The sequence below is a fragment of the Pseudoalteromonas sp. T1lg75 genome (assembly GCF_002964705.1).
Lineage (GTDB): Bacteria > Pseudomonadota > Gammaproteobacteria > Enterobacterales > Alteromonadaceae > Pseudoalteromonas.
In genome coordinates this window covers 27673-51814 of record NZ_PQCD01000049.1, presented here as the reverse complement: position 1 = coordinate 51814, position 24142 = coordinate 27673, and the positions used below count along the sequence as shown (strand labels likewise).

The 24142-nt window shown below is 52.0% G+C and carries 18 protein-coding genes, 3 tRNA genes and 1 pseudogene; 7 read left to right on the top strand and 15 right to left on the bottom strand.

Annotation, left to right across the window (positions count from 1 at the left end; translation table 11 throughout):
• Positions 1-65: 65 nt before the first annotated feature.
• Positions 66-542: a DUF2947 family protein gene (locus C2M36_RS10365; protein WP_105254844.1), complete on the bottom strand. Its 477-nt coding sequence runs from the start codon at positions 540-542 to the stop codon at positions 66-68.
• 141 nt (positions 543-683) lie between these two features.
• Between C2M36_RS10365 and C2M36_RS10360 the strand changes: the two genes are divergently transcribed.
• Together C2M36_RS10360 and C2M36_RS10355 are read left to right on the top strand one after the other, a co-directional pair.
• Positions 684-1529, top strand: a complete 846-nt coding sequence (locus C2M36_RS10360; RefSeq protein ID WP_105254843.1) for an AAA family ATPase — start codon at positions 684-686, stop codon at positions 1527-1529.
• On the top strand, positions 1529-2728 hold the full coding sequence (locus tag C2M36_RS10355; protein WP_105254842.1) for a vWA domain-containing protein: 1200 nt from the start codon (positions 1529-1531) through the stop codon (positions 2726-2728). Before C2M36_RS10360 ends, C2M36_RS10355 begins: the two co-directional genes overlap by 1 nt.
• A gap of 2 nt (positions 2729-2730) precedes the next feature.
• Here the strand turns inward: C2M36_RS10355 and C2M36_RS10350 are convergent, their stop codons facing one another.
• Positions 2731-3924, bottom strand: coding sequence for an NRAMP family divalent metal transporter (locus C2M36_RS10350; protein ID WP_105255186.1), 1194 nt, complete (start codon positions 3922-3924; stop codon positions 2731-2733).
• 260 nt (positions 3925-4184) lie between these two features.
• Here C2M36_RS10350 and C2M36_RS10345 point away from each other — a divergent pair, with 260 nt between their 5' ends.
• Genes C2M36_RS10345 through C2M36_RS10335 form a run of 3 tightly spaced genes read left to right on the top strand, consistent with a single transcriptional unit; the run spans position 4185 to position 7384 of the window.
• Entirely contained in the window at positions 4185-5411 is a 1227-nt protein-coding gene (locus C2M36_RS10345) for a hypothetical protein (RefSeq protein ID WP_105254841.1), read from the top strand.
• Position 5412: 1 nt separating this feature from the next.
• Positions 5413-5841, top strand: coding sequence for a hypothetical protein (locus tag C2M36_RS10340; RefSeq protein ID WP_105254840.1), 429 nt, complete (start codon positions 5413-5415; stop codon positions 5839-5841).
• Positions 5831-7384 (top strand): sensor domain-containing diguanylate cyclase, encoded by a 1554-nt coding sequence (locus tag C2M36_RS10335; protein ID WP_105254839.1) that lies wholly within the window; start codon positions 5831-5833, stop codon positions 7382-7384. Before C2M36_RS10340 ends, C2M36_RS10335 begins: the two co-directional genes overlap by 11 nt.
• A 9-nt stretch (positions 7385-7393) precedes the next feature.
• Here C2M36_RS10335 and C2M36_RS10330 read toward each other — a convergent pair whose 3' ends face one another.
• Together C2M36_RS10330 and C2M36_RS10325 are read right to left on the bottom strand one after the other, a co-directional pair.
• The gene (locus C2M36_RS10330; RefSeq protein ID WP_105254838.1) at positions 7394-7900 is read right to left on the bottom strand and encodes a DUF3087 domain-containing protein; all 507 of its coding nucleotides are present in this window, start codon (positions 7898-7900) and stop codon (positions 7394-7396) included.
• Between the two features lie 82 nt (positions 7901-7982).
• Positions 7983-9362 (bottom strand): Na+/H+ antiporter NhaC family protein, encoded by a 1380-nt coding sequence (locus C2M36_RS10325; protein ID WP_105254837.1) that lies wholly within the window; start codon positions 9360-9362, stop codon positions 7983-7985.
• Positions 9363-9492: 130 nt separating this feature from the next.
• On the opposite strand from C2M36_RS10325, the gene lysA reads away from it, so the two are divergent.
• Entirely contained in the window at positions 9493-10716 is a 1224-nt protein-coding gene (lysA, locus tag C2M36_RS10320; RefSeq protein WP_234399155.1) for a diaminopimelate decarboxylase, read from the top strand.
• A gap of 125 nt (positions 10717-10841) precedes the next feature.
• On the opposite strand, the gene pbp4b is transcribed toward lysA, so the two are convergent.
• Entirely contained in the window at positions 10842-13295 is a 2454-nt protein-coding gene (gene pbp4b, locus C2M36_RS10315; RefSeq protein ID WP_105254835.1) for a penicillin binding protein PBP4B, read from the bottom strand.
• Positions 13296-13656: 361 nt separating this feature from the next.
• Here pbp4b and C2M36_RS10310 point away from each other — a divergent pair, with 361 nt between their 5' ends.
• Positions 13657-14502, top strand: a complete 846-nt coding sequence (locus C2M36_RS10310; protein WP_105254834.1) for a MurR/RpiR family transcriptional regulator — start codon at positions 13657-13659, stop codon at positions 14500-14502.
• Positions 14503-14545: 43 nt separating this feature from the next.
• Here the strand turns inward: C2M36_RS10310 and C2M36_RS10305 are convergent, their stop codons facing one another.
• The 10 genes and pseudogenes from C2M36_RS10305 to C2M36_RS10260 form a co-directional block, all read right to left on the bottom strand.
• Complete coding sequence (locus tag C2M36_RS10305) at positions 14546-15712, bottom strand: exo-beta-N-acetylmuramidase NamZ family protein (RefSeq protein WP_105254833.1); 1167 nt, start codon at positions 15710-15712, stop codon at positions 14546-14548.
• The gene (gene murQ, locus C2M36_RS10300) at positions 15705-16649 is read right to left on the bottom strand and encodes an N-acetylmuramic acid 6-phosphate etherase (RefSeq protein ID WP_105213752.1); all 945 of its coding nucleotides are present in this window, start codon (positions 16647-16649) and stop codon (positions 15705-15707) included. The genes C2M36_RS10305 and murQ overlap by 8 nt, the downstream gene beginning before the upstream one ends.
• A gap of 13 nt (positions 16650-16662) precedes the next feature.
• Positions 16663-17523, bottom strand: a complete 861-nt coding sequence (locus C2M36_RS10295; RefSeq protein WP_105254832.1) for a BadF/BadG/BcrA/BcrD ATPase family protein — start codon at positions 17521-17523, stop codon at positions 16663-16665.
• A pseudogene (locus tag C2M36_RS10290) lies at positions 17516-19197 on the bottom strand (sodium:solute symporter). Before C2M36_RS10290 ends, C2M36_RS10295 begins: the two are co-directional and overlap by 8 nt.
• Before the next feature lie 18 nt (positions 19198-19215).
• A complete protein-coding gene (locus tag C2M36_RS10285) occupies positions 19216-19971 on the bottom strand; it encodes a L,D-transpeptidase family protein (RefSeq protein ID WP_105254830.1) in 756 nt (251 codons plus the stop codon).
• The gene (locus C2M36_RS10280; RefSeq protein ID WP_105254829.1) at positions 19968-21383 is read right to left on the bottom strand and encodes an SH3 domain-containing protein; all 1416 of its coding nucleotides are present in this window, start codon (positions 21381-21383) and stop codon (positions 19968-19970) included. The genes C2M36_RS10285 and C2M36_RS10280 overlap by 4 nt, the downstream gene beginning before the upstream one ends.
• A 697-nt stretch (positions 21384-22080) precedes the next feature.
• Positions 22081-22656, bottom strand: coding sequence for a hypothetical protein (locus C2M36_RS10275; protein ID WP_105254828.1), 576 nt, complete (start codon positions 22654-22656; stop codon positions 22081-22083).
• A gap of 1115 nt (positions 22657-23771) precedes the next feature.
• Positions 23772-23848 (bottom strand) — tRNA-Arg (locus C2M36_RS10270).
• A gap of 71 nt (positions 23849-23919) precedes the next feature.
• Positions 23920-23996 (bottom strand) — tRNA-Arg (locus C2M36_RS10265).
• Between the two features lie 45 nt (positions 23997-24041).
• Positions 24042-24118: transfer RNA gene (locus C2M36_RS10260), tRNA-Arg, on the bottom strand.
• Between the last annotated feature and the right edge of the window lie 24 nt (positions 24119-24142).

The following is a 24142-nucleotide window of genomic DNA, read 5'->3' as shown; positions in this document are numbered from 1 at the left end:
GTTGTGCTTAAGTTTATACCATAGTTGCGCAAAATTTGAGAAGCACCATGGGGAGGCCGTATAAATTACCCCGGCTGTTGGCCTAGGCGGGCAAAACCCGACTCTAAAAACTGCACCACCTGCGGGCGTTTTTTACCAATTAAGAAGCTGCCATCGGCTAAGAACATAAAGTTCTGCCAGTGCTGCTTAAATACATCGAAACGGGTTTCGATTACCTCGTCACGACTGATGCAGAAATACACAGTCGTGTTGTCCTGCCAGTCCAGATGAGCAAGAATTTCCTCAGGGATGGCGTCACCGGCTTCAAACGCCCGCTCCCAAAACACGTCATCGTGGGGCCAGTGCTGAGCCTGTTTGACCCAATCGGCGTCGGTGAAAAAGTCCGGGTGATCTTTGTCACGGCTGATAAAGGTGGTCCACAATACCGCCGCGCGGGTGGCGGTCATGGGTTTGATTTGCGCCAATTGCGGCGCCGGTATTAAAAGTTCTTGGTGTCGAAACACCCACGCCTTGGCGTACTCATCCAAAGGAAGATAGTTCATTCGTGCTTATGCCTGCTGCACTCGTTTAATGGGGCCATTATACGCATCTGTGGCGGCGCTGTCACAAGCCGACTTGGTAGTAAATGCCAACTATGGCAGACTAGGCTAATTCGATGTCTGACCAGTGTTAGGAATTTCCACGTGCATTTTGATTCAACCGACCATTATATTGCCAGTAGCGCCCTGAAACAGGCGGTCAATGCCGCCATCGCCTTAGAAAAACCGCTTTTGATAAAAGGTGAGCCGGGCACGGGGAAAACCCTGCTGGCCGAAGAGCTGGCGAATAGTATCGGCAGCGAACTGATCCAATGGCATATCAAGTCCACCACCAAAGCCCAGCAAGGCCTGTATGAGTACGATGCGGTATCGCGCCTGCGCGACTCACAACTCGGCGACGAGCGCGTGCATGATATCGGCAATTACATAGTTAAAGGCAAGCTGTGGCAGGCCTTTGGCGCCAAGGAGAATGAGCCGCGTCCGGTGCTGCTGATAGACGAAATAGACAAGGCCGATATCGAATTCCCCAACGACCTGTTGTTAGAGCTCGATAAAATGGAGTTCTTCGTTTATGAGACAGGTGAGCGCGTCCGTGCCGAGCAACGCCCCATAGTGATCATTACCTCAAACAACGAAAAAGAACTGCCGGACGCCTTTTTACGCCGCTGCTTCTTCCATTACATCGATTTTCCCAGCGCCGAGGAAATGCACAAAATCGTCGCCGTTCACTACCCGAATATCAAACAAAAGCTCTTGCGTGAAGCCTTAGAGGTCTTCTTTGGTTTGCGTCAGGTCGACGGACTGAAGAAAAAGCCCTCCACCAGCGAGCTGTTGGACTGGCTTAAGCTCTTGATGGCCGAAGACATAGCGCCCGAGGTTTTACATGGCAGCGCCACTAAAGGCGGACTTATGCCGCTCTTTGGTGCTCTACTGAAAAATGAGCAAGACGTTTCCTTGATTGAAAAACTGGCCTTTATGAGTCGCCGCTAATGCTCATCGAGTTTTTCTTCACCTTAAGAAAATACCGCCTGCCGGTAAGCCTGCGAGAGTTGCTCGACCTCATTGGTGCATTACAGGCCGGGGTGGTGTTTGCCGACAGCGAAGCCTTTTATCATCTAGCCCGTACCATAATGGTGAAGGATGAAACCCATTTTGACCGCTTCGATAAGGCCTTTGCCGATTACTTTTGTGGCATTGAGGATATCGACCTGCTCGACGCTTTGAAGGCGCAATACCAGCTTCCCGAGGACTGGCTGCGCAAGGAATTTGAAAAACAGCTGAGCGCCGAAGAAAAACGCCAACTTGAGGCCATGGGCGGCCTCGAAAAACTGATGGAAGAGCTCAAAAAGCGTTTTGAAGAGCAGCAAAAACGCCATGCCGGCGGCAATAAATGGATAGGCACAGGCGGTACCTCGCCCTTTGGCGCCTATGGCTATAACCCGGAGGGAGTGCGCATCGGTCAACCCGGCTCGCGCCAGCGCCGCGCCGTTAAGGTGTGGGATAAACGCCAATACCGCAACCTCGACAGCGAGGCCGATATCAGCTCGCGGACCATGAAACTGGCACTGAAAAAACTGCGCCGCTTTGCCCGCACCGGAGCCAGCGATACCCTGGACTTAGGCGCCACCATAGCCGCCACCGCCAAACAAGGCGGCATGCTGGATGTGAAAATGGCGCCGGAGCGCCATAATGCCGTTAATGTGATCATGTTGTTCGATATTGGTGGCTCCATGGACGACCATATTCAACTGTGCGAGCAGTTATTTAGCGCCGCTCATGGCGAGTTTAAACACCTGGAGTTTTTCTACTTCCATAACTGTGTTTACGAGCAGGTGTGGCAGGATAATGCCCGCCGCTATGACCAGAAGATAGACACCCACAGTCTGATGCAGCGTTTTGGCCGCGATTACAAGGTTATCTTTGTCGGCGATGCCACCATGGGGCCTTACGAAATCGCCTACCCCGGTGGCAGTGTTGAGCATTGGAATGAGGAGCCCGGCGCCGCCTGGCTGCAGCGCATTACCCAGCATTTCGACAAGGTGGTGTGGCTGAATCCACAGCCACAAACGCATTGGCGCTACTATCATTCCATCGAGATGATCGACCAGTTAATGGCCAAGGGCGAACAAAGCCGTATGTTTCCCCTGACCCTGGACGGCATCAGCGCCGCAATAAAAATGCTGACCTAGATTTATCCCCAGCGCAGCCAAATCTGCAGGCCGATAAACCCAAGGCTAAAGCCGACCAAATACGTCAAGCCCAACCAGCTTAACAGCCGCAACCACAGCGGCTGTTTAATCTTGGTTTGGCGCACCAAGCGCATATTCAACCAGGCAAATACCGGCGTGGTTAAAAACGCCAGGGTCATGGCAAAAGTCAGCATCTCTTTTAAATTGCTTTTGAAAAACAGGATCACCGCCATTCCCGCCACCGCCTGCATGATCAGCCAGGTATTTAAATGCTTTGGCAACGACCAGTTAGGCATCAACTTGGTGCCGGTGTACAAGGTCCGCGCATAGCCATCGAGTACAGTTAACGTAGTCCCCAGCATACATAAAAAGGCCACGGTGGCGATAAGCCATCGCGACCACTCGCCCATGGTATTGGTGTACATATCGATCAATTGCTGGGCAAAGGCCACTCCCGCCAGGGCAATTTGCGTATTGCCGCCATACTGAATGAGTACCCCCAAAGAGCAAAACACCAGTGCCAGTAAAGCGGTGACGATAAATCCGAAGTTAAAATCAAACAACCCCGCCTTGAGTGGCACCTGGGTTTGCTGCCGCTTTGCCTGCAACCACAAAGAGCTGGCCACGGAAATTTCTATGGGTGCCGGCATCCAGCCCATCAATACCACAATAAAACTTAAGGCCGTCAGCGACAGCAGGTCGGGCGGGGTGAAATCAGCGGCCGCATTCATGGGCACACCACCGCTTTTAAACAGGGCTATCACTAGCGCTGCTATGGTACTGATGGCGAGCACCGCCATAATCCATTTGGCAGCGCTGTCGAGCGCCTGATAATGCCCGAGCACCAAGAGCGTCAGGCAAAACAGTAGAATAATGATGCACAGCACCGTCAAGCTAATGGCGCCGCCGACCACATAATGCAACAGCGCCGCCGTCAGTAGTAAGACCCCGGCGGTATTAACGATGGCGGCAATAATATTGAGGGCAAAAAAGCAGTAAAAATACCAGGGGCCCTGGCTTTTATAACCGGCCACCAGGTTATTGCCAGTGACTAATGTGTATTCAACGCCGAAACGAAAAAACGGATACTTCAACAGGTTGACGGCGATAATCAACCAGATCATTTGCCAACCGAATAAAGCTCCTGCCTGGGTTGAAGCCACCAGATGTGAGCCGCCGATTGCCGCGGTGGCCATTAAAATGCCTGGCCCCAAGGCCTTTAGATACTGCCAGTATTGCACCAGATTACTCTTTATAATTATTATCTTGCGCCCAAGACTAGGGGAGATGGCGGGTGTTTTCAACCGCCTTCTTACTCTGCTTCAGCACTGCATAATTGGCAACAAAGGCACAATCCGCTTGTTTTTATTGCTACTTTTTGTTTACCTTTTTATAATCTCGATGAGTAGAGCAAGGAGCCCAACCGTGGCTCCTTTTTTGTTTTTGCAGGAGTCCAATGTCTTTATCTCGTTGTTTTCTAGCCGCTGCGGCCCTGCTGTGCAAGCCCATTATCAGTGATGCAGCACCAACCCAAGTAAGTGGTTTTGCCACCTTAGGCGTCAGTTATACCGACTCCAATGAACTGGCTTTTCGCAATGATGTCTCGGACGATAACGGCAAAAGCAAACAAGCAGACTTTGGCTCGCTGTCACGCATCGGCGTGCAGTTACATAAGAGCTTCAATGAGCAATGGGCGCTGACCGGGCAATGGGTGCTTAAGCGCCAGCTAGACTACGATCTGGATCAGCTGACCCAACTCGCCTTTATAAACTATTCCCCGTCGGCCAGCTGGAACATCAAGCTCGGGCGCAGTGCGCTGGACTTGTTTATGATGAGCCCTTACCGTAATACCGGCTATGCCTACACCGAAACCCATGCTCCGGTAGAGTTTTATGGCCTGATCCCGCACCAAAGTATCGACGGCATTGAACTGGCCAGTGCCCATGCCACCGACGAGGGCACCTTCTCCAGCCGCTGGTACTATGGCCATTCCAGTGATCATTTATCGAATCTTGAGTATCAATGGCAGCTAGATCTGGAAGACCTCACCGGCGTTACCCTGGCCTTTGAGCAGCATAATTGGTTGCTGCGCCTTAATCACAGTCAGGCGCGCATCGGTGGCAAAGAAATTGGTCATTATCCGCAGATCCGCCAAGCCGCGCAGGGCATAACCCCGAACGATTGGCCACAGCTGGCGGCATTACTGGGCAATATGAACCCGGTCGGCAGTCGGTTACGCTACACCACCGTAGGGGCTCGCTATGATAGTGGTGACTACTATTTGCAATCCGAGTTTGCCTATATCGATGCCAACAGTGATATTTTGACCCATGTGATCAATGGCTACCTGAATATAGGCAAACGCTGGCAAGAGTACAGCTTGCAACTGGGCTATTCCTTTACCGATGGCAAAGAGAATAATATCCCCAAGGCGCAGGCCCCTTCGCTGTTAAGCGAAGCCCTCTATCGCGAAATAGAGCGCAGCTATAACTATTACATTAATGACCAATCGACCCTGTCGCTCAGTGGTCGCTATGATTTTCGTGCCGATATGGCGGCCAAATTGCAGGTCGAATACGTAGACCTTAAGCGAGCCGATAATCAGTTTATGCTGCGTCAGCAAGATATGACGGCGCAAGATTCATTTTTGGTGCTCAGCGCCAGTATCGATTGGGTGTTTTAATATGAAGGTATTTGCCGCCCTGATACTGACCCTGCTCGGCACCAGCTTATCGGCACGCGGCGCCGAGGCCATCGCCGTGATTGTGAATATCGACAATCCCACGAAAGCGCTGACAACCAAACAACTGATCGACCTGTACATGGGTAAGCTCATAGCCTTTCCTAATGGCGAGCGCGCTTCCCCCTTGGATATGCCCCATGACTCAGTGCTGCGCCGCGAGTTTTATCAGTTGCTTACCAATAAACCCATTGGCAGTATTAACGCTTACTGGTCGCGGGTAAAATTCAGCGGCCACGCCCAATCACCACAAAGCATGGCAAGCAGTACCGAGGTTTTGCAGCGGGTGAGAGACATTGACAATGCCATTGGCTATGTAAAGCTAAAGGATGTAACCAACGATGTGAAGGTGGTATATACACTTGCTCAATAAGCACAGCCTGATTTTACGCCTGGCGATGGTGTTGGTCCTCACCTCCTTGATTGTCGGTGTGAGCGCCGTCAAATATTACTATCAAAGCATTTATCAGCAAGAGGTTGATAAGGCCCAGCGCGCCATCGAACAACTCCATAAAACCGTGGCCAGCACGGCGTCCATCGCCGCCTACCTTAAAGACAAAGACCTGGCTCTGGAAGTGATCAACGGCTTACGTAAAAACGACATAATTCTGGCGGCGGTGATCAGCAGTGAAGACGAACTCTTGGCCAGCGGTGGCGAACATAACCCCCATACCGCCTTGCCCTATCCCCTTTACCACCCCTTTTTAGCCGATGATGTCGTCGGCTATATAGCTCTGACCCCGGCTCAAGAAGGCATTCAGCAAGGCGCCAGAAATATAGCCCAAAGCAGCGTCACCCTGCTGCTAATACAAACCAGTACTCTATTGCTGACCTTCATCATCCTCGCCTATTTTATTATTGCCAAGCCCATGGCCAGACTCAGTGCCGAGCTAAAGCAAATCACCGCCGGTTCCAACAATCGCCTCACCGTCCCCTTTGCCCAGCATGACAGCGAAATCGGCGAAATGACCAAAAGCATTAACAACATGCTGGCGGTGGCGGAGTCACACTTTAGCCAGGAGCGCGCCCTGCGCAGCGAGGTACAGGAGCTCGGCAATCGCCTGCAATTGCTGTTTGAGCACGCCTCTTCGGCGATGATCCTGGCCACCCAGCAGGGACAGATCATGCTCTACAATGCCTCTACGGAAAAGCTGCTGGCCCGCCTCAATCTGAGTATCTGCGACAGCCTCTTTGAGTTGGTAGCGCAGGCTTTTAAAGACGGTGACACCTTGGTCGAGCGCATACGCGATAGCCTGGATCAGGACGATGTGGCCCGGGGAGAGTATCAATTGCTTAACGACACCACCGGCCAATCTATTTGGGTGCATATCCTGGTAACGCGCAGCTACGCACAGCAACAGCAATCTTATTTGCAGATCTTCATCCATGATATCAGTAGCCACAAACAGCAACTGGCCCATTTGAACCATGCCGCCAGCACCGACAAACTCACCGGCTTGCTTAATCGCATTGGCGCCGAGCGCGAGCTGGATAAGCGCTTAGCAGCGCAGCAAAATGTCACCCTGATGCTTATCGATCTGGATGGCTTCAAACCCATTAATGATATTTATGGTCATGATGCCGGTGACGAGATTTTACGTTATGTCGGACAACAGCTTAGGCAAAACCTGCGTAAGGATGATCTCTGTATTCGCTGGGGCGGTGATGAATTTGTGGTGGTGGTTGATGCACTCGAAAAAGAGCAGGCCATGCAACTGGCCACTAAACTGCATCAAGCCCTCTGCCAGCCCACCACATTAAGCAACTCCGAGCAGGTGGCCGTGGGAGCCAGTATCGGGGTGGCGGTCTCACCAAGACACGGCGGCGATTTCAAGTCTCTGATTGTTGCCGCCGATAGGGCCATGTATGGGGTCAAACGCGGGGATAAAAATGCGGTGGCCTTCGCCGCAGACTAAACCTCGCCGCTACAGCTGCTTAAGGTACTCGCTCTGATAGCGACTGGCATCGGCCTCAACATTGTAGCGCTGGGCCAAAGTATCAAGCTGGGCCTGGGAAATGGCCAGTTCATCCATGGTGATGGTGTTATCGTCAAGCTGCCACAACTGCCGTGAACCGCTGTAATTAAATTGCAGTGCGTGCATGGCCTGCACATCGCCCTGCTCCGCCGCCGCCTTAATCTTGGCCAACTTACGGGTGATCTGATTTAGCGCCTGCTTCAAACGCCACACATACACCACCTCGGTCATAAAGGGATGATGCTCGACACGCTTAAGGGCAAAACCGATGGCGACACAACTGACGACAACACCCAGCAGGTTCCAATGGAAGTGACTGCCGCTGTCGCTAGGAAGAGCAAGGATCAAGACTCGCGCGATACCTAGACTGCCCACCACTAAGGCTGCTATACAGGCAACTATCACCATATTGAGATGCTTACGGTAGCGGGTTTTGTCTATCTGTTCCAAGGTCATGCGGGTGCCCTACTGAAAATAAAAAGCGGGGGCATTATACCCCCGCCTGTTGGCAATAAATAGCGCTATTTAGCGACTCAGCCTAGAGCACAGCCAGGCTCACCAGGAAGTAGGCGACCAGGGTTAAGGCACCGCCCACCAAGGCATAAGGCATCTGGGTTTTCACATGGGTGAGGAGATCACATCCGGAGGCAATGGCCGACACCGCACTGGTATCGGAAATTGGCGAACAATGATCGCCGAATACGCCGCCCCCTAGGATGGCACCCAGCACCAGTGAAGGTGGCAGACCCAGGGCCTGGATTAACGGCACGCCAATGGGTATTAGAATGGCGAAGGTGCCCCAGGAGGTGCCCGTGGTAAAGGAGATCACCGCCCCGGTTAAAAACAGCATGGGCACCACCAAGGTGATGGGCAGATAATCCCCCACCAAGGAGGCCACAAAAACGCCGGTTCCCAGCTCTTTAAGGCTGGCGCCCAGGGTCATGGATAACAAGACGATGGCCACCAGCGGCAGTAACTCACCCATGCCCTTGAAGCCCATCTCGACCAGTTTATGGTGACTGAAGAGCTTGCTGGCGCTCAGCAGGAAATAGGCCACAACACAGGATAAAATGGTGGCATAAAGCACCGACTTAGAGCCGCTGCCGGCGGCAATGTCGCCATTGCCGGTCCAGAACATAAAGCCGACCATGGATACCACCAGGGTCAGTAAAGGCACCAGCATAAAGCTGGCCTTGGTGCCCTTGTCTGCCTCGGTGGGCACATTCACTTCCAAACGCTCAAGCTTTTGCTCCGCTTCCTTCATAGGCCCATGCACCTTATCAAAGGCGATGGTGTAAGCAACGATCAACAAGGCGATGATGGCATAAAAGTTATAGGCGACACTGCCCCATAAAATACTTACCGCCGATTGCTCTAGCTCATAGTTGCTCAGCAGCCCGAGCACATAAGCGCCCCAGCCATTAAGGAGAATAAGGATACACACGGGGGCACTGGTACTGTCGATAATATAGGCTAGACGGGCGCGGCTCATTTTAAACTTATCGAATAAGCCGCGCGATAGGATACCGGCGGTCAGTACACTGAGGTTGGATTCAATAAATACGGCAATGCCGGAGAACATGGTTAAAAAGCCCACCTGGCGTTTTGATTTGGCCACCCCCTTGCCGATTAACATGTTCACGGTTGCGGCCACACCACCGGACTCGCGAATATAGGCGAGCAGCGCGCCAATAAGCACACTAAAGAGAATGACGCGACTGTTACCCGGCGATGAGGCCGTCGCTACCACGCGCTCTATGGTATTGATAAAGGTATAGAATAAGGTATTACCCTCGCCACTTATCGCCAGTAAGAACTCGGATGTTGCCACGGCCAACAGCAGGGCCATGATCACTTCTTTACGCCAAAAGACGATTGCAATTGCTACCAGCGGCGGCAAAATGGAATACCAAGACATGGTGTTATCCTTGTTATTATAAAGCTTGAATAGTCTTGCAAATGAGCATAGATTATTCAATTAGTTTTCATTCAACTGTAATTTTTTAGTTATGCAGCCACTTCCCTACTTTCCTTATGTGGATCAGCACATGCAGGTTGAAGATGTCACCATCGGCGAGCTTGCCAAACACATCCCCACCCCCTTTTACTGTTACTCAGCTCAGGCTATTGCCAGTAATTACCAGCGCTACAGCGACGCGTTTGCAGGGCTGGATAGCTTAATTTGTTATGCCGTAAAAGCCAACTCCAATCAGGCAATTTTAGCCACCTTGGCGCAATTGGGTGCCGGTGCCGATACCGTTTCCGAGGGCGAGATCCGCCGCGCACTGGCCGCCGGCATTAAGGCGGAGAAAATCGTCTTCGCCGGTGTGGGTAAAAGCGAGCAGGAAATCCGCTTTGCCCTGGCCCAGGGCATTTTACAGTTTAACGTGGAGTCCGAGCCGGAATTAGAGCGCATCAGTGCCCTGGCGGTGGAAATGAATACCACGGCGCGCATCTCTATTCGCGTGAACCCGGACGTTGAGGCCAAAACCCATGCCAAAATCACCACGGGTCTGGCGGAGAATAAGTTCGGCATTAATATCGATTTGGCGCCCGAGCTTTATCTTAAGGCCGCCTCTTTACCAGGCATAGAGGTCACAGGTGTGGATGTGCATATCGGCTCACAGCTGATTAACCTCGAGCCCTTTGCCGCCGCCTTTGCCAAGGTCGCAGAATTGGTCGACACTCTTAAAGCCCAAGGCATCGCCATCAAGGTTATCGATATCGGTGGTGGCCTCGGCATTAACTACGGCGAGCACAGCGATGAGCCGGATATCACTACCTACGCCGAGCATGCCAAAAAACACCTGGGTCATCTTGGCTGCACAATTATCGTCGAGCCTGGGCGTTCCATGGTCGGCAATGCCGGCGTCCTGGTCTCTCGAGTGGAATACGTGAAAACAGGGCAAGAGCGCACCTTCTTGATCCTGGATGCGGCCATGAATGACTTGATCCGCCCCAGCATGTACGATGCCTACCATCATATTGCGACCGTGGAGCAAAAGCCCACCCAAGCGGTTTATGACATAGTCGGCCCGGTGTGCGAAACCGGCGACACCTTCGCCAAAAACCGCCGTCTTGGCGAGTGTGAACAAGGCGACCTGGTTGCCATTATGGGTGCCGGTGCTTATGGCGCGGTGATGGCTTCACACTATAACTCTCGCCTTAATGCCCCGGAGGTGCTGGTCAAGGGCAAGAGATACAGTATTATTCGCGAGCGCATCGACTTTGATGCCTTGCTTGCCATGGACAGTTTGCCGGACTGGCTATAATCGTGTGAGTTGGCAGAACTGTAGGCGTTAAGCACGCAAGCTACTGTCTAATTTGAGTAGAAAAAAACGGCATCAAAAGATGCCGTTTGGGGTGATACCCTGGCAGGGGTATCCTGTGTTAGTCGTTACTTGTCATGTGCCAAAATGGCTTCATAGACGCGGGTTATAACCGAACCGTATTTCCCCGTTTCAAATTCTTTGCCTTTAAATCTATAGTCACTGTCCGAGCCTGTCACTTCGCTATGCCGGGCATTGGTAAACAGCACTATGGCCAAATCATATTCCGGGTCTATCACGGTCACCGTGCCGGTCCAGCCCGTGTGTCCGTATGCCCTTGGGCTGGCGTAGGGACCAAAATGCCATCTGCGCGCGCCATTGCCGGCGCGACGCCAGCCCAGGCCATAGCTTTCATCCGTTGCCGTGGGCTTAATAAACTGATCGACCACCTCGGGCCTGATTAACTGCACTTCACCATAACTCCCCCGGTTTAGCAACAATTGTGTGAGTTTTGCCACACTTTGCACATCGGCAAACAGGCCCGCATGTCCGGCCACTCCTCCTAGGGAGTAAAAAGCCTTTTCATCATGCACCTCGCCTTGGAGCACATAATCTCGCACGCCCTCGAAATTCACCCGCCCACCGCGGGTGTTGCCTTCAATCTCGGTGGCCGCTATCTGCGAAGGCATAAAGCCCTTTTGCAGCGGATTAAATATCAGGGTATTGAGCCCCAAGGGAGCATACAAGCGGCTTTCCACATAGGCATCAAGGGGCATATTGGTGATGCGTTCAATCAAAACACCGAGCAGCATATAGTCAACATCACTGTAGAGGTGACGCTGAGCCCGCATCATCTCAAAGGGCACGCCGCGAATTAACAGCTGTTTGGTGCGCTCGCTATTAAGGGAATAAAATGGCCTGCCGAGATGATTATCGGTGCGATGAAAGTCCACCACGGCGGGGTAACCGGCGCTGTGAGTAAGCAGGTCTTTTACTAGCCGTACCTCGCGTCCCTGCCCGGTATATTCCGCCAGGTAATGACTAATGGGCTTATTAACATCGAGGCGTCCCTGCGACACCAGATGCATCAGCGCCAGATTGGTGGCAAACATCTTGGTATTGGACGCTATATCAAAAAGGGTGCCCTCGGTCATGGGCTGTGCGGCTACAGATTCTTTGCCGTGGTGTGCGCGGGCATAACCATAGGCGCTAAGCTTGACCAGCTCGCCCTTGTACACCACTCCAAGCACGGCGCCGGGAAACCCCTGCTCCACTTCCTGTGCAATTAAGGTATCCACCGCGGCAAAGTCAATTGCCCCGGGATTAGGCCTGAGCTCGGGCGCGGGAATGCGAATACTCAACGTGGCATCCTCAGGAAAGACCGACTTAATATGCAGGGTATTGACCCCATCGCGGGTGCGCCTTGCCAGCGAATAGCGGTAGCTGTGCCCGGCCTTTAAGGGCCGAGCGATATTAATGGTTTCGCCATTAATCAGGATTTCGGCGCGTTCGGCGCTGATGTTGTCTATGATGATCTCACCGCGGCGGCGATAGGACTTAAACTGGTATTTGTTGTTTACCTCGACCCGCGAGCTGAGCTCTTGCTGCGGGTACTGGATATAAAGCTGCTCATGACCCAAGGCGGCAAACTCCTGTGGCTGCTCGGCCAACTCTTGGTAAAGTGCAAAGTTTTTATCCGCCTTTTTCGACTTATAGCGTTTGAGCAGAGCGAACAACACCGCCGCCGTTTTTCCGTCCGCCTGGGCATTTACCTGCCAAGGTAAAAAGTGTGTTTGAAATGCCTTAAGTACATCCAGTGTTTGCTGATCGAGCCGAGCGGTCACCGCAATCCCGTAGCCATAATCCGCCAGCGCTTGCTGTATAACGGCTACAGAAGGCGGCGCGGCGCTAAAGTGGCGCCAGTAATATTCCACATCCTGCTGTTGATACCAGGCGCCAATGCCCGCCTTATAGAGCTGATACCAAGGGAAACGAGGACCTGGATCGAGTTTGCGCCCCGGTGCTATATCCGCATGCCCGACAACCTGGGTCGGGCCAATATCCGGATTACGAGCGAGAATATCCTGACTAAGGGCGATTAATAATTCGATTTGTTTGGGATCATAATCGGGGAACACACAAAACGGCTCAGCACCATATTCAATGGTGGAAATCTCCGGCTCCATACTCGGCGCCCTGTCGCTGCAGCTGGGCACATTGACCACCTCAATGCCGATGGAGTGGTCATTCAGATCACTGCGGCCCTGCCAATAGCTATTCCCCGCATGCCAGGCCCTGTCCTGTTCTTTCACCAGCTGCAAAACTTGCAGCTCGCGCTCGCCATAGCTGGGATCCAGGCTTTCGGGCACCAGATAATGGGCGCTTAAGCCGCCTTTTTCCACCAGCACGCGCTCGGACTTTTCATAGTCAATAGCGGTGTAATGCATCACTAAAAATTTAATGCGCTTGGAGTAATTCTGTGACTGCTTAAAATCGTAGCCTGAACTGCAACTGCTCAGTAAAAATAACAAGGGCAACGACAGCAGGCTCTTGCAGCGCATCTGCAAAGATTCTTTATCCATACCAACCTATAGCGAAAAAACTATGCTTAAGCACAGTGTCTTGAACTTATAAACGCAACAACAACCCTCCAACCGTATAATAATATTTTATTTCTTTCAATTTAAAATGAATGGAATATATATTCTTAAATTTAGCTTCCCCTGCGCTTAAAAGGTAATAAAAATAGCCTAGAAAATATGAACCAAGGCTTAGAAAAAGGCTTTTTTACTCGGCCTCTTTGGGCCTTCTTATAAAAATTTTTTATTCCTTTTATTTGGAATATTGAGTTACACTTTGCCATTACGTCGTTGTTAACATGTGTACCAAGCGTTCAAAGGTATCCATAAGACAGAGAAACCTAACAATACTAAGTAACTTCTTATGTCGACATTTGTAAAAATTAAAGCACTGCGTAAGTCTTTTTCCAGTAGCGAAGCCAAACTGGCCGATTTTACGTTAAACTCCGCGAATGCTATTCGCGACCTCTCCTCCATTGAGTTGGCCAAGGTGGTGGGCGTCAGCCAATCGAGCGTGGTTAAATTTGCCCAAAAGCTGGGGTATAAGGGCTTCCCTGCCTTTAAGCTGGCGGTTATTGACGCCCTGAACTCAGAATCTCCCGCCCCTAAGCTGCACGGTAAGATCACCCTTAATGATAGCCTAGAACAAATCGCCGAAAAGCTGTTAAGCAGCAAGATGGCGGTGTTGACCGAAACCAAGAACCTCAACGAAGCCGAGGCCGTGGAACAAGCGGTGGTTTTGCTTAAAAATGCCCGTCGCGTCGCCATTTGTGGTCTTGGCGGTTCGGCTTTGGTGGCCAAAGACTTTGCCTTTAAACTACAAAAGTTAGGCATAGCCGCCATCGCCGAAGCGGACGGTCATGCTCAACTGGCCTATGTGTCGACCCTGGGCAAGGACGACCTAGTGATCGCCATCAGTGAGTCGGGCAAAACCCGGGAAGTGGCGGAAGCGGCGCTTCAGGCACAAAAAAATAACTGTCCGGTGATTGCGGTGACCAAATTTGGCTCCAGTCCGGTGGCGGATTGTGCTACGGTAAACCTCTATTCTGTGGCCGAGGAAGAATCGATTCGTCTGAGCTCCATTCTGGCGCGCACGGCGCAGGACTTTGTGATCGATATTCTCTTTATCGCCCTCACTCAGGCGACGCGCCCGGGGCGTAAGCTGTTGGAGCATTCCAACGATGTGGTGAAGGCATTTCGCGAAAATTAAAAAGGCCCATTTCGGGCCTTTTTAATTGGGTATACAGTATCGCTTATTGATAAAGCAGGTATTTTGCACGCTTAGCTTTAAATTCCTCAAGCCCAGCTCGCCACGTTTGCTTAATTTCAGCTTCAGATTTACCCGCTTCGATGGCCTTGCGTAACTCGTCTGTGCCCGCAAGCTTATCCATAAAACTAGCACTAGTGAAAAACTCGGTGTTTTGTTGTTTGAATTTATTATGAGCGCTAATCAACCAGCCTAGGTCAAGCCCACGTACTGGACTTTGACGCAAGTCTAAGCCTTTGGCAATCTTGTCTTTAAGTTTTGGGTTACTGGCAGCGCCAGTAATAGAGCGAGGGGAAAAAGTAAACTCGCCTAGAGCCACCTTATCATGGCCTAACACCTGAAACGGGAAATCCGTGCCGCGGCCGATGCTGACCGGCGTCGCCTCAAAGAAACACAGCGACGGATATAAACCTATGGCCTGATCGTTAGGCAGATTAGGGCTGGGTTTTATTGGCAAAGAATAACTTCTATCGCGAGCGTAATTTGCCACGGGGATCACCGTCAGAGCCGGGCTTATACCGTCCTCCAGCCAGTTTTCTCCCACTATCATCTGCGCCAGCTCACCCACCGTCATGCCATGCAAAACGGGTATGGGGTGCATGCCAACGAAGGAGCGAAACTCCGGCTCCAGTATCGGCCCGTCGATATAGGCGATATTGGGGTTGGGCCTGTCGAGCACGATAAACTCGGCCTTGGCCGCGGCGCTCGCCTGCATCATATAGTGCATGGAGCTGATGTAGGTATAAAAGCGCACACCCACGTCTTGAATATCGAACAGCACCACATCGACCTGGCTCATCGCCTCTGCGCTGGGCTGTTTGTTCTTGCCATAAATAGAAACTATGGGCAGGCCGGTTTTGGTATCTATGCCCGAATCTATGTGGGCGCCGGCATCCTGATCACCACGAAAGCCATGCTCTGGTGCGAAAATGGTGGTGATCTTAACCTGCTTGGCCAGCAAGGCATCCACCAGGTGAGTGTCGCCCACTATGGAGGTTTGGTTGACGACTAGACCAACCCGCTTCCCCTTGAGTAAAGGCAGGTAGTGCTCAAAGCGACTGGCGCCAACCTGGATATCTTGCTGGTCGGCCTGAGCACAGGCACTGCTAAGTAAAATCAATAGGGCAAAGGCTGCCAACAGGCGCTTAATCATCGCCTTCAACCTCTTGCACCGCCGAGCGTAAAAAACCCTTGTTGTTATCCAGCAAGGCCTTGCCCTCACTCGCGGTTTTGCCGGTCAACAGCATTAAAATCGCTAACTTGGCACTATGCTCGCTCTGCGCCAGTGCCTCGACCGCCTCCTGCTCGGTGCATTCGGTGGCCTGCATTACGATACGCACGGCACGGGCCTTGAGCTTATCGTTGCTGGCATTCACATCCACCATCAGGTTGCGATAGACCTTGCCGGAGCGGATCATACTGGCGGTGCTGAGCATATTAAGCACCAGCTTCTGCGCCGTACCGGATTTCATGCGCGTTGAGCCGGTCAGCGCTTCTGGGCCGACCACGGCGGCCAGCTGGATATCTGCGGCATTGAGGACCGCTGAGTTAGGTGAACAACTGATCCCCACGGTGACACAGCCCTGTTCACGGGCATAATTGAGCGCCGATACCACATAAGGCGTGCGACCACTGGCTGCAATGCCCACCACAACATCGTCACTTTTTAGCTGTTGGTTTTGTAAGTCTTCAATTGCCATGGCCGCATTGTCTTCTGCCCCTTCCACCGCCTTTTGAATCGCCCGCTCGCCACCGGCGATAATGCCCACTACCTGGCCGGGTTCAACGCTAAAGGTGGGAGGACATTCGGCGGCGTCGAGCACCCCTAAACGGCCACTGGTTCCGGCGCCGATATAGATAAGGCGGCCGCCCTTAGCGAAGGCATCAACTATGGCGTCGACCGCCTTGGCGATAGCCGGGATAATTTCCCTGATCGCCGGGGCAACCTTTTGATCTTCATCATTCAGTTTACGAAGAATGGCCTCGCTGGGTAAGAGGTCAATATCCAGGGTTTGCGGGTTTTGCCCCTCAGAAACTATGGTATTTAACTCTCGCAATAACTCAGAGCTATGGTCACTTGGTAAACTCATGTACTTATTCCAGTTATAAATTCTTTAATGCCAGCAAATAGGCGCCATCCAGAGCCGAGCCCCGCGCGCGCTGCACCAGGGTCTGATACCAGGGTGCCAATAATGGGGCCGTATTGTCGGCTAAACCGCCCAACAATACCACCGGCAAATCATATTCCCCGCGGGTAGCGCGGATAAGCTGCTCAACCGCCCAGGCATGACGTTGCAGTATTTCTGCGGCCATGTCGCAGCGCCCTTGATAAGGCCACACCAGCTCACTCAGAACTGCATAATCCCCTACCTTAGCACCGCTTAGCCACTGACTCAGCGCCTCGCGGCTGTGACCGACTCTTTGCGCCAGCACCTCGAGTAAGGGGGTAAGTGCTTGTTGTCTGTCAAACGCCTGCATCAGGGCCTGCACCAACATGGCTCCCAAGCGGGCACCGCCGCCTTCATCGCCCAGGGTAAAGCCCCAGCCTCCCACCAGATGTGTGCTGCCATCGGCCTGCAAACGGGTGCCGACACTGCCGGTGCCAAGGGCAACACAAGCCACCGGGGCACCCAAATTGGCGCCATAGGCGGAGGTAATAGCGTCGCTGACCACCTTTACCTCGGCAAAGCCAAGTGCCTGTAAGCGGCTGCGTAATTGCGCTTGATTATACGGATTCCCGGCGCCGGCAACACCGGCGACGCAATTGACCTGACTCGGCAATATGGCCGCATCGTGAAGTATGCTTGCCACCTGAGCACACAGGGTATCACAGCCCAATAGCAAGTCATGACCCAGTGACGAGCCCGGCCCTCTTTGCTCTTGCACCACCTGACCATCCGGGCCATACAGGCGCAGCGCCGTTTTTGTGCCACCACCATCTATGGCCAACACCCAGTTAGCCATGACGCACCTCGTGATTGATGGGATTATTGCTTGATTGATTAGTCGCCGCGCTCACTGCCTGGCCTGCCGCTTCGGGCTTGCGACCAAAGGCACAGACCAGGGTGGCTAACGCGGTGCCGATACACAGCTGCCAGGTAAAACCTAGATTAAACTGCCACTGGCTCGGCAACAGCATCTCTTGCACATAGGGTTGCATCAACAAGGTGGCCACAAAGCCGACTATCAGGGCTGCGAGCACGGACGCTTCGCTGCCGCGTCCGAGGAAAAGACTAGTGAAGTACACGCCCAACAGGCCGGAGTAAGAAAACACCATGACACTCAGGGCAAATTTCAGCAGCGGCATTTGCGAATATTGCTGCCAGAAGTAACAAAGAACGGCCATGGAGCCCAGCGCCAGTGATACCCCTAACATGGCAAAGCGCCCCACCAGCACATAATGATGATCTTCTTTTTGTGCGTCGCCCTGCTGGCGCTGACGCTTTTCATGCCAGGGCCGGTAGATATCCTGCACCACCACCGAGCCCATGGAGCTGAGCCCTGAGTTCAGGGTGGAAATGGCGGCGGCGATAATGCCTATGGTCACCAGGCCCTTTACTCCGGCGGGAATTTCATTAAGAACATAGTGCATAAAGACGGTGATCTTCTCACCCTGGAATTGCCCGACATTGGCCTCGGCAACGGCCCCGGCGACAGCCCCCCCGGCAACCCCTTCGGTGGCCCCCAGCATGATGTCGGGGCGCTGATAAAACACAAACAACAGCAGGCCAATCACGATAAACAAGAACATCACAGGGATCACCATGGCGATGGACAGCATAATGGCGCGACTGCCGGAGCGCGCATCTTTACAGGTCAGCACCCGCTGCGTCATGTCCTGATCCAAGCCGAAGGCGGCAATGTTTAAGAGCACAAAGCCGGTCAGTACCGACGCCATGTTAAACACCCCGGCAGCGGAAAAATCCAGGTCAAATTTAAACAAGGCCAGCTTGGAGCCCTGCTCCGGCCCCGGGTTTTGCAACGCCTCGATAATGGTTGAGAAATCGGCGGGGATCGCCAGCCATAAACTGACAATCACGCACACGGCGGCACTGGTGTACACCAAGCACTGGATCACATCGGAATAGATGACGGTGCGAATACCGCCAAAAATACTGTAGGCAAGACCTATGACCACCAGCACCAGGGTGGCCATAATGACGCTGCTGGCGGCGATATTGCCATAGAGGATCATGGCCACGGCAATGGCGGCCATATACAGGCGCGCACCGCTGGCAAACACCCGCCCGAACAAATACATCAGGCCGGCGCGGCGCTTGGCCTTGGGGCCCACCTGCTGCTCCAGCAGCTCATAAACGGTATAAACACGATATTGATAAAAGCGTGGAATAAGCACCTGAGCCACCACCAGGGCTGCAATAAAGGCGCCTATATTGGTGGCCAAATAGGACAAATCTCCCTGATAGCCTTGATCCGGGCCACCGATAAAGGTAGCCGCCGATTGCGAGGTGGCCAGCACAGATACCGCCACCATCAGGTCGGCATGGCATTACCACCGAGAAAATACTCCGCCGAGGTATTGGCCGTCTTGCGGTTAAACCACCAGGCCGTCAGCGCGATGAGCAAAGCATAGGCGCCGAATACCAGCCAGTCGAGCGCTTCATAATGTGCGTTTATCATTCACCCGCCTTGTTCTTATTCTTGTGGCCCTAAGGGCGGCAAGCGCCAGAGTGTTTGCTTTAGCGCATATTCCATGCGCGGCAATATCACCACCAGGGGTTGTTTGTCTTTATCCAGCCAGCGCAACAGGGCATCCATATCCGCCTCGGCCATGGCCGTGCACCCCGCCGTGGGCTTATCCACGGCGCGCCATAAATGCATAAAAATACAGCTGCCGGCACCGCTGATATTCCCCGGGTTATGGGCAACGATAATACCCTTTTTGTATAAATCGTCCTGGCTGTGAATATCGCGGCGCATGGCCTCGGATGAGCCTTCTACCGCCTTTTCACCCACCACCTTGGTATTCACCAACTGGTTGTAATAGGGCGAGCCGTTCACATCGATGCAGTAATCCCCCGCATCCATGGGATGATAATCCAGGCCGGTGGTAAGCGCATCCATATAACCAAAGGCATTCCCCAAACGAAATACTCCGGCGGGCGCCTTGCCATCTCCTTCCACCTTCTGCTGGCCTTGCTGGTGCTCATGTAAGCCAATGCCCCAGGCCAGGCCGGTGCGACCAATCACCACGGCGCTAGGCTCCCCCATGGCGTGCCACTGGTTATCATCGCCGCGTTCAAACAGGAGCATTTCACCTTGAATATCTGTCCAGGAGTCGGTTACCACCACCACCAACTGCCGGTGTTCGTTTTCTATCGGTCCAGCCTGTACACCAGCACACAGCACACCGGCAGCCAGCACTAACAAAAGGTTTTTAAACGGGTTCATTGTGCACCACCCGGAGCGATACGTTTAATGGCATAGGTTTTATCTAAATAGGAGGTGTCGGCATTTAAATGCAGAGGCAACAAGGGCGTCACGGACACGCCGTTAAGCTCACCATCGTAAAAAGCACCATCCTCCTTTAAGTAACCAAGCCCTTTTACATCATGGATCACATAGGGCTGGCCTTGATAATCACCGATATACATCATCACATGGCCGGGAATATAGATTAGGTCGCCCACCTGCATCTGTGCCAGCACCTGCTGCTTTTGCTCAAGCTTGGCGTCTTCATCGAAGCGCCAGTTATAACCATAGTCTCCCTTGCCCTGCCATGAAGAATTACGCGGCATCATCACGCCAAAGGTTTTATAAATCTCGCCGACAAAGCCGGTGCAATCCCGGGCGTTGTAATCGTGCCCCCAGCCATAACGCTCGCCTAAAAACTTAAACCCCTGAGCGATAAGGTTATGCCGGGTAAGCGGCAAATAGCCAACGCTAACATCGCTGGAGCGCGGTAACAGCGCCTTTTCAAAGGCCAGGGAGCCGTCCCCATTGCGCACCGGCAACTTGACGATATAGCTGGCAAAACTGTTCTGGCCGTGAGTCAGGTGCTCAATGTTCTCTTGTGGCATCAGCGTCAAACGCACGCCCATATCCAATTGCACCTCTGAAACCCGTGGTTTATTGAGCACGAAGCTGGTGTCCACCTTATCGCCGCTGACAATGATGAAGTCCTTGGCCTGCATATAATCGACAATGGTATCTTTATCCCCCAAGGCGATGGCCGACTTTTTCACCCAGGCGGTGTAGTTGTAGGCGGCCACCAGATACCAGAGCCCATCCGCGCTTTCATGCAGCACCGCCACCGCTTCACCGGGGAAGGCGCCACTTTCCTGGAAACGATCCAAATCCGCATCCATTTCCGCATTTAACACCCGGTCATCGGTGGGAAAGGTGCGTAGCGACGTTCGCTCAACCACCATACCAAAGCGCACCTGATTTTTGTCCTGCACCTGGGCTTTATTGGTGTTGGTGTGATAGCGCGCAAAGTCCTCATCTGTCAGCTGGCGGCCACCGGTATAGAAACGCGGACTGGAAGGAGTCGAACTGGCTTTTTGCAGGTGTTGGATCAGCTCGTCACGGGAGAGGTCATCCGCATAGGTGAGCGGATCTCTGACATAGGGATTATTGGCGATCAGTTTGCGGTTAAAGGCCTGAATTTGCCGCTCGCTCATCAGCGGCGCGTTATCCGCCTGCTGTTTTAACCAAAAAGCCGGAGAGAGCATAGTAGGCTGAACCAAAGGCACATCACTGACAAAGGGCGCCGTTGGCTGAGCGTAAGCCAGACCCTGACTGGACAGCAGCAAGGCCGCCGCAATGGCGGCACCGAGAATAGATTGGGCTTTGTTGTTCATTGTTATCTCTCCCCTTCGCCTTCGGCGTTAAGTCGCAGGTTTTAATACATGAGATTACTTTATAGTCGCAGGGGAAACAAATATTTCAAGGAAAATATTTGTTAGGAATATTTTATTAAAAACAACAACAGGCGAATGCCTTTAGGCATTTTTAGGTCAGCGCCTTACGGCAACACTGGTTATAAAAGATAGATCTTGTCGGGTCGCCGACTACGACTTAGAGGAAATAGGAAGAATAGTGCTAATAATTCATCCATGAAGCTGGGTTCCTGTCGGCATCCATGCCTCCACCTCCTCGCGCTGCGAAGCGGTGCTTCGGTCACTCGTCGCCCCTAAGAACCCCAAGGCGCCCCAACATTGCATTATTTCCTCAACGCGCTACGAGAAATGAACGTAACCAACATGCACAGTACATCCATGTACTGGGCATGTTTTCGCCCGTAATCCAACGGGCGATTACTCTTCTCGCATCCCGTTTCGGATGCAATGTAAGGGGATAAGGCTGATACACCAGCACTCTACAATAAGACCATCGCAAACTGTAATTCAGTTAAGGGCTAGCGGGCTTTAACGCCACATTAAGGTGTGAGAGAGCAAAGCTGCGACCAAATCTAGACCACTACACCATAAACTCGAAACCCAACGATGGAATAAAAAATACCAAGCGTTGGAAATCACTCTTAAAAGCCTTCTATGTTCAATCGTACGTTGCGACTAATTCGCCAATATTTGGTGGGATAGTAACCCAAACAGACTTGTTACTTTTCCAAAACAAACGAAATTCGTTCTGCCAAGAGTCTTCTGTGGATTTCAAAAAGTGATCTCGCTGGAACCCCTTGGTATAAGAACAATTTTTCATGACTCCTTTGCTACCAACTTCAGAATCTAAGGCTACTTTAAGTTGATGCATATCTAAAATTTTAACACAAGCCTTCTTTCCCATACGTCTAGCTATATCAGCATTTAGCTCGTTACAGAATGATAAAATCAGACCGTCCTCGTTGTAATAACTAGCATTTTTAACATCTGGGATTCTCTTACCATTAAATGTATTTCCAGTCATAGTGACATTTTTTACATTTTCCAAATGTATACCGAATTGGCGGAACGATGGGATTGGATAAGATGAATCATGAATCAAGTTTTCATCTGGGGTATAAATCCCTTCGCGCGAATCGCTCAAGTAACTACTAGCAAGTGAAATAGGGATTTCACCACCATTAATCCATGCATCTGCCCACTCAACTTCTGTTAGATATAGATATTTTTCCATCGAACATCCTTATGCATATAACAGATGATTAGACTCCCCCTTCCTGCTAGGCTTGCTACTGGCTAGCTTTTATGATTGGAGTCATACAGTTACGAACAATACTACAGTTATCAATGTTGATTTGGCAAAAGGTGTTTTGCAGATTTGCATATAAGGAAATAATCAGGTGCAGCCCAACTACTGGAAAAGGGCAGCTGTGAGTTACTAATCACCACCTTTTGAAAGCAAAGCTGACTGCTCTTAAATCCCACACCAAACTCACAGGTATCATACATCCCGTTTAGATTCGCGCTGGAGAAATCGGCTTTTGTTGTGGAGTGTGTTATTGAGAGCGAGGCACGACGCCGAGCTAGATTTATCAGTACAGGGATGTGCTGTTAAATCGCCTCAATGACTAAACGGAACGTTTAACAAAACGCTGAGTTCGCAAGCATCAGCGAATAACGGGCGCCTTGGGGTTCCAAGGGGCGGTTGGCGCAAACCGCCCTTTGGTTGCCGTCGCCAACGCGACAGAAGCAATCCAAAGACATTTTTGTCGACGCAGAGCATCGACCTACAAAGCGTCTTGTCGGCGGCCGACAAAAGTTGTCAGGTTGAAACCTGACCTACAGGTATCGATCCTCCCGTTTAGATTCGCGCTGGAGAAATCGGCTTTTGTTGTGGAGTGTGTTATTGAGAGCGAGGCACGACGCCGAGCTAGATTTATCAGTACAGGGATGTGCTGTTAAATCGCCTCAATGACTCAACGGAACGTTTAACAAAACGCTGAGTTCGTAAGCATTAGCGAATAACGGGCGCCTTGGGGTTCCAAGGGGCGGTTGGCGCAAACCACCCTTTGGTTGCCGTCGCCAACGCGACAAGATCTCAAATTGAAAACAGGTACCAACCAAATATAAAAACCTGAATTACAACAAAAGATTGCGAGTTGTCAGACTGAAGTCTGATCTACACAAACAACGAGGCTGTGGGAAGCTTTGAGATAAGATAAGTGTGGCCTAGATTGGAAATCAACGAACCTCGGAGGTTCGCAGCCGCATGCGTTCACTGAAATTTAGGCATAAAAAAACCAACTTTCGTTGGTTTCTTCTCACTTCCCTCTAATGAAGAGAAAGAAGTGGCGGACGCAGGAGGATTCGAACCTCCGACCGCCTGGTTCGTAGCCAGGTACTCTATCCAGCTGAGCTATGCGTCCGTTATGTTCTTGAACCTGAGGTTCTAATTTTTCACTTAGATTATGCTTCACCACTGCCCTTAAAAGAGAAGTGGCGGACGCAGGAGGATTCGAACCTCCGACCGCCTGGTTCGTAGCCAGGTACTCTATCCAGCTGAGCTATGCGTCCGTTACATAAAAAGTGATTATAGATATACACCATCTTGAAGAAAGATGGCGGACGCAGGAGGATTCGAACCTCCGACCGCCTGGTTCGTAGCCAGGTACTCTATCCAGCTGAGCTATGCGTCCATATCTATTACAAAGAAACCATTT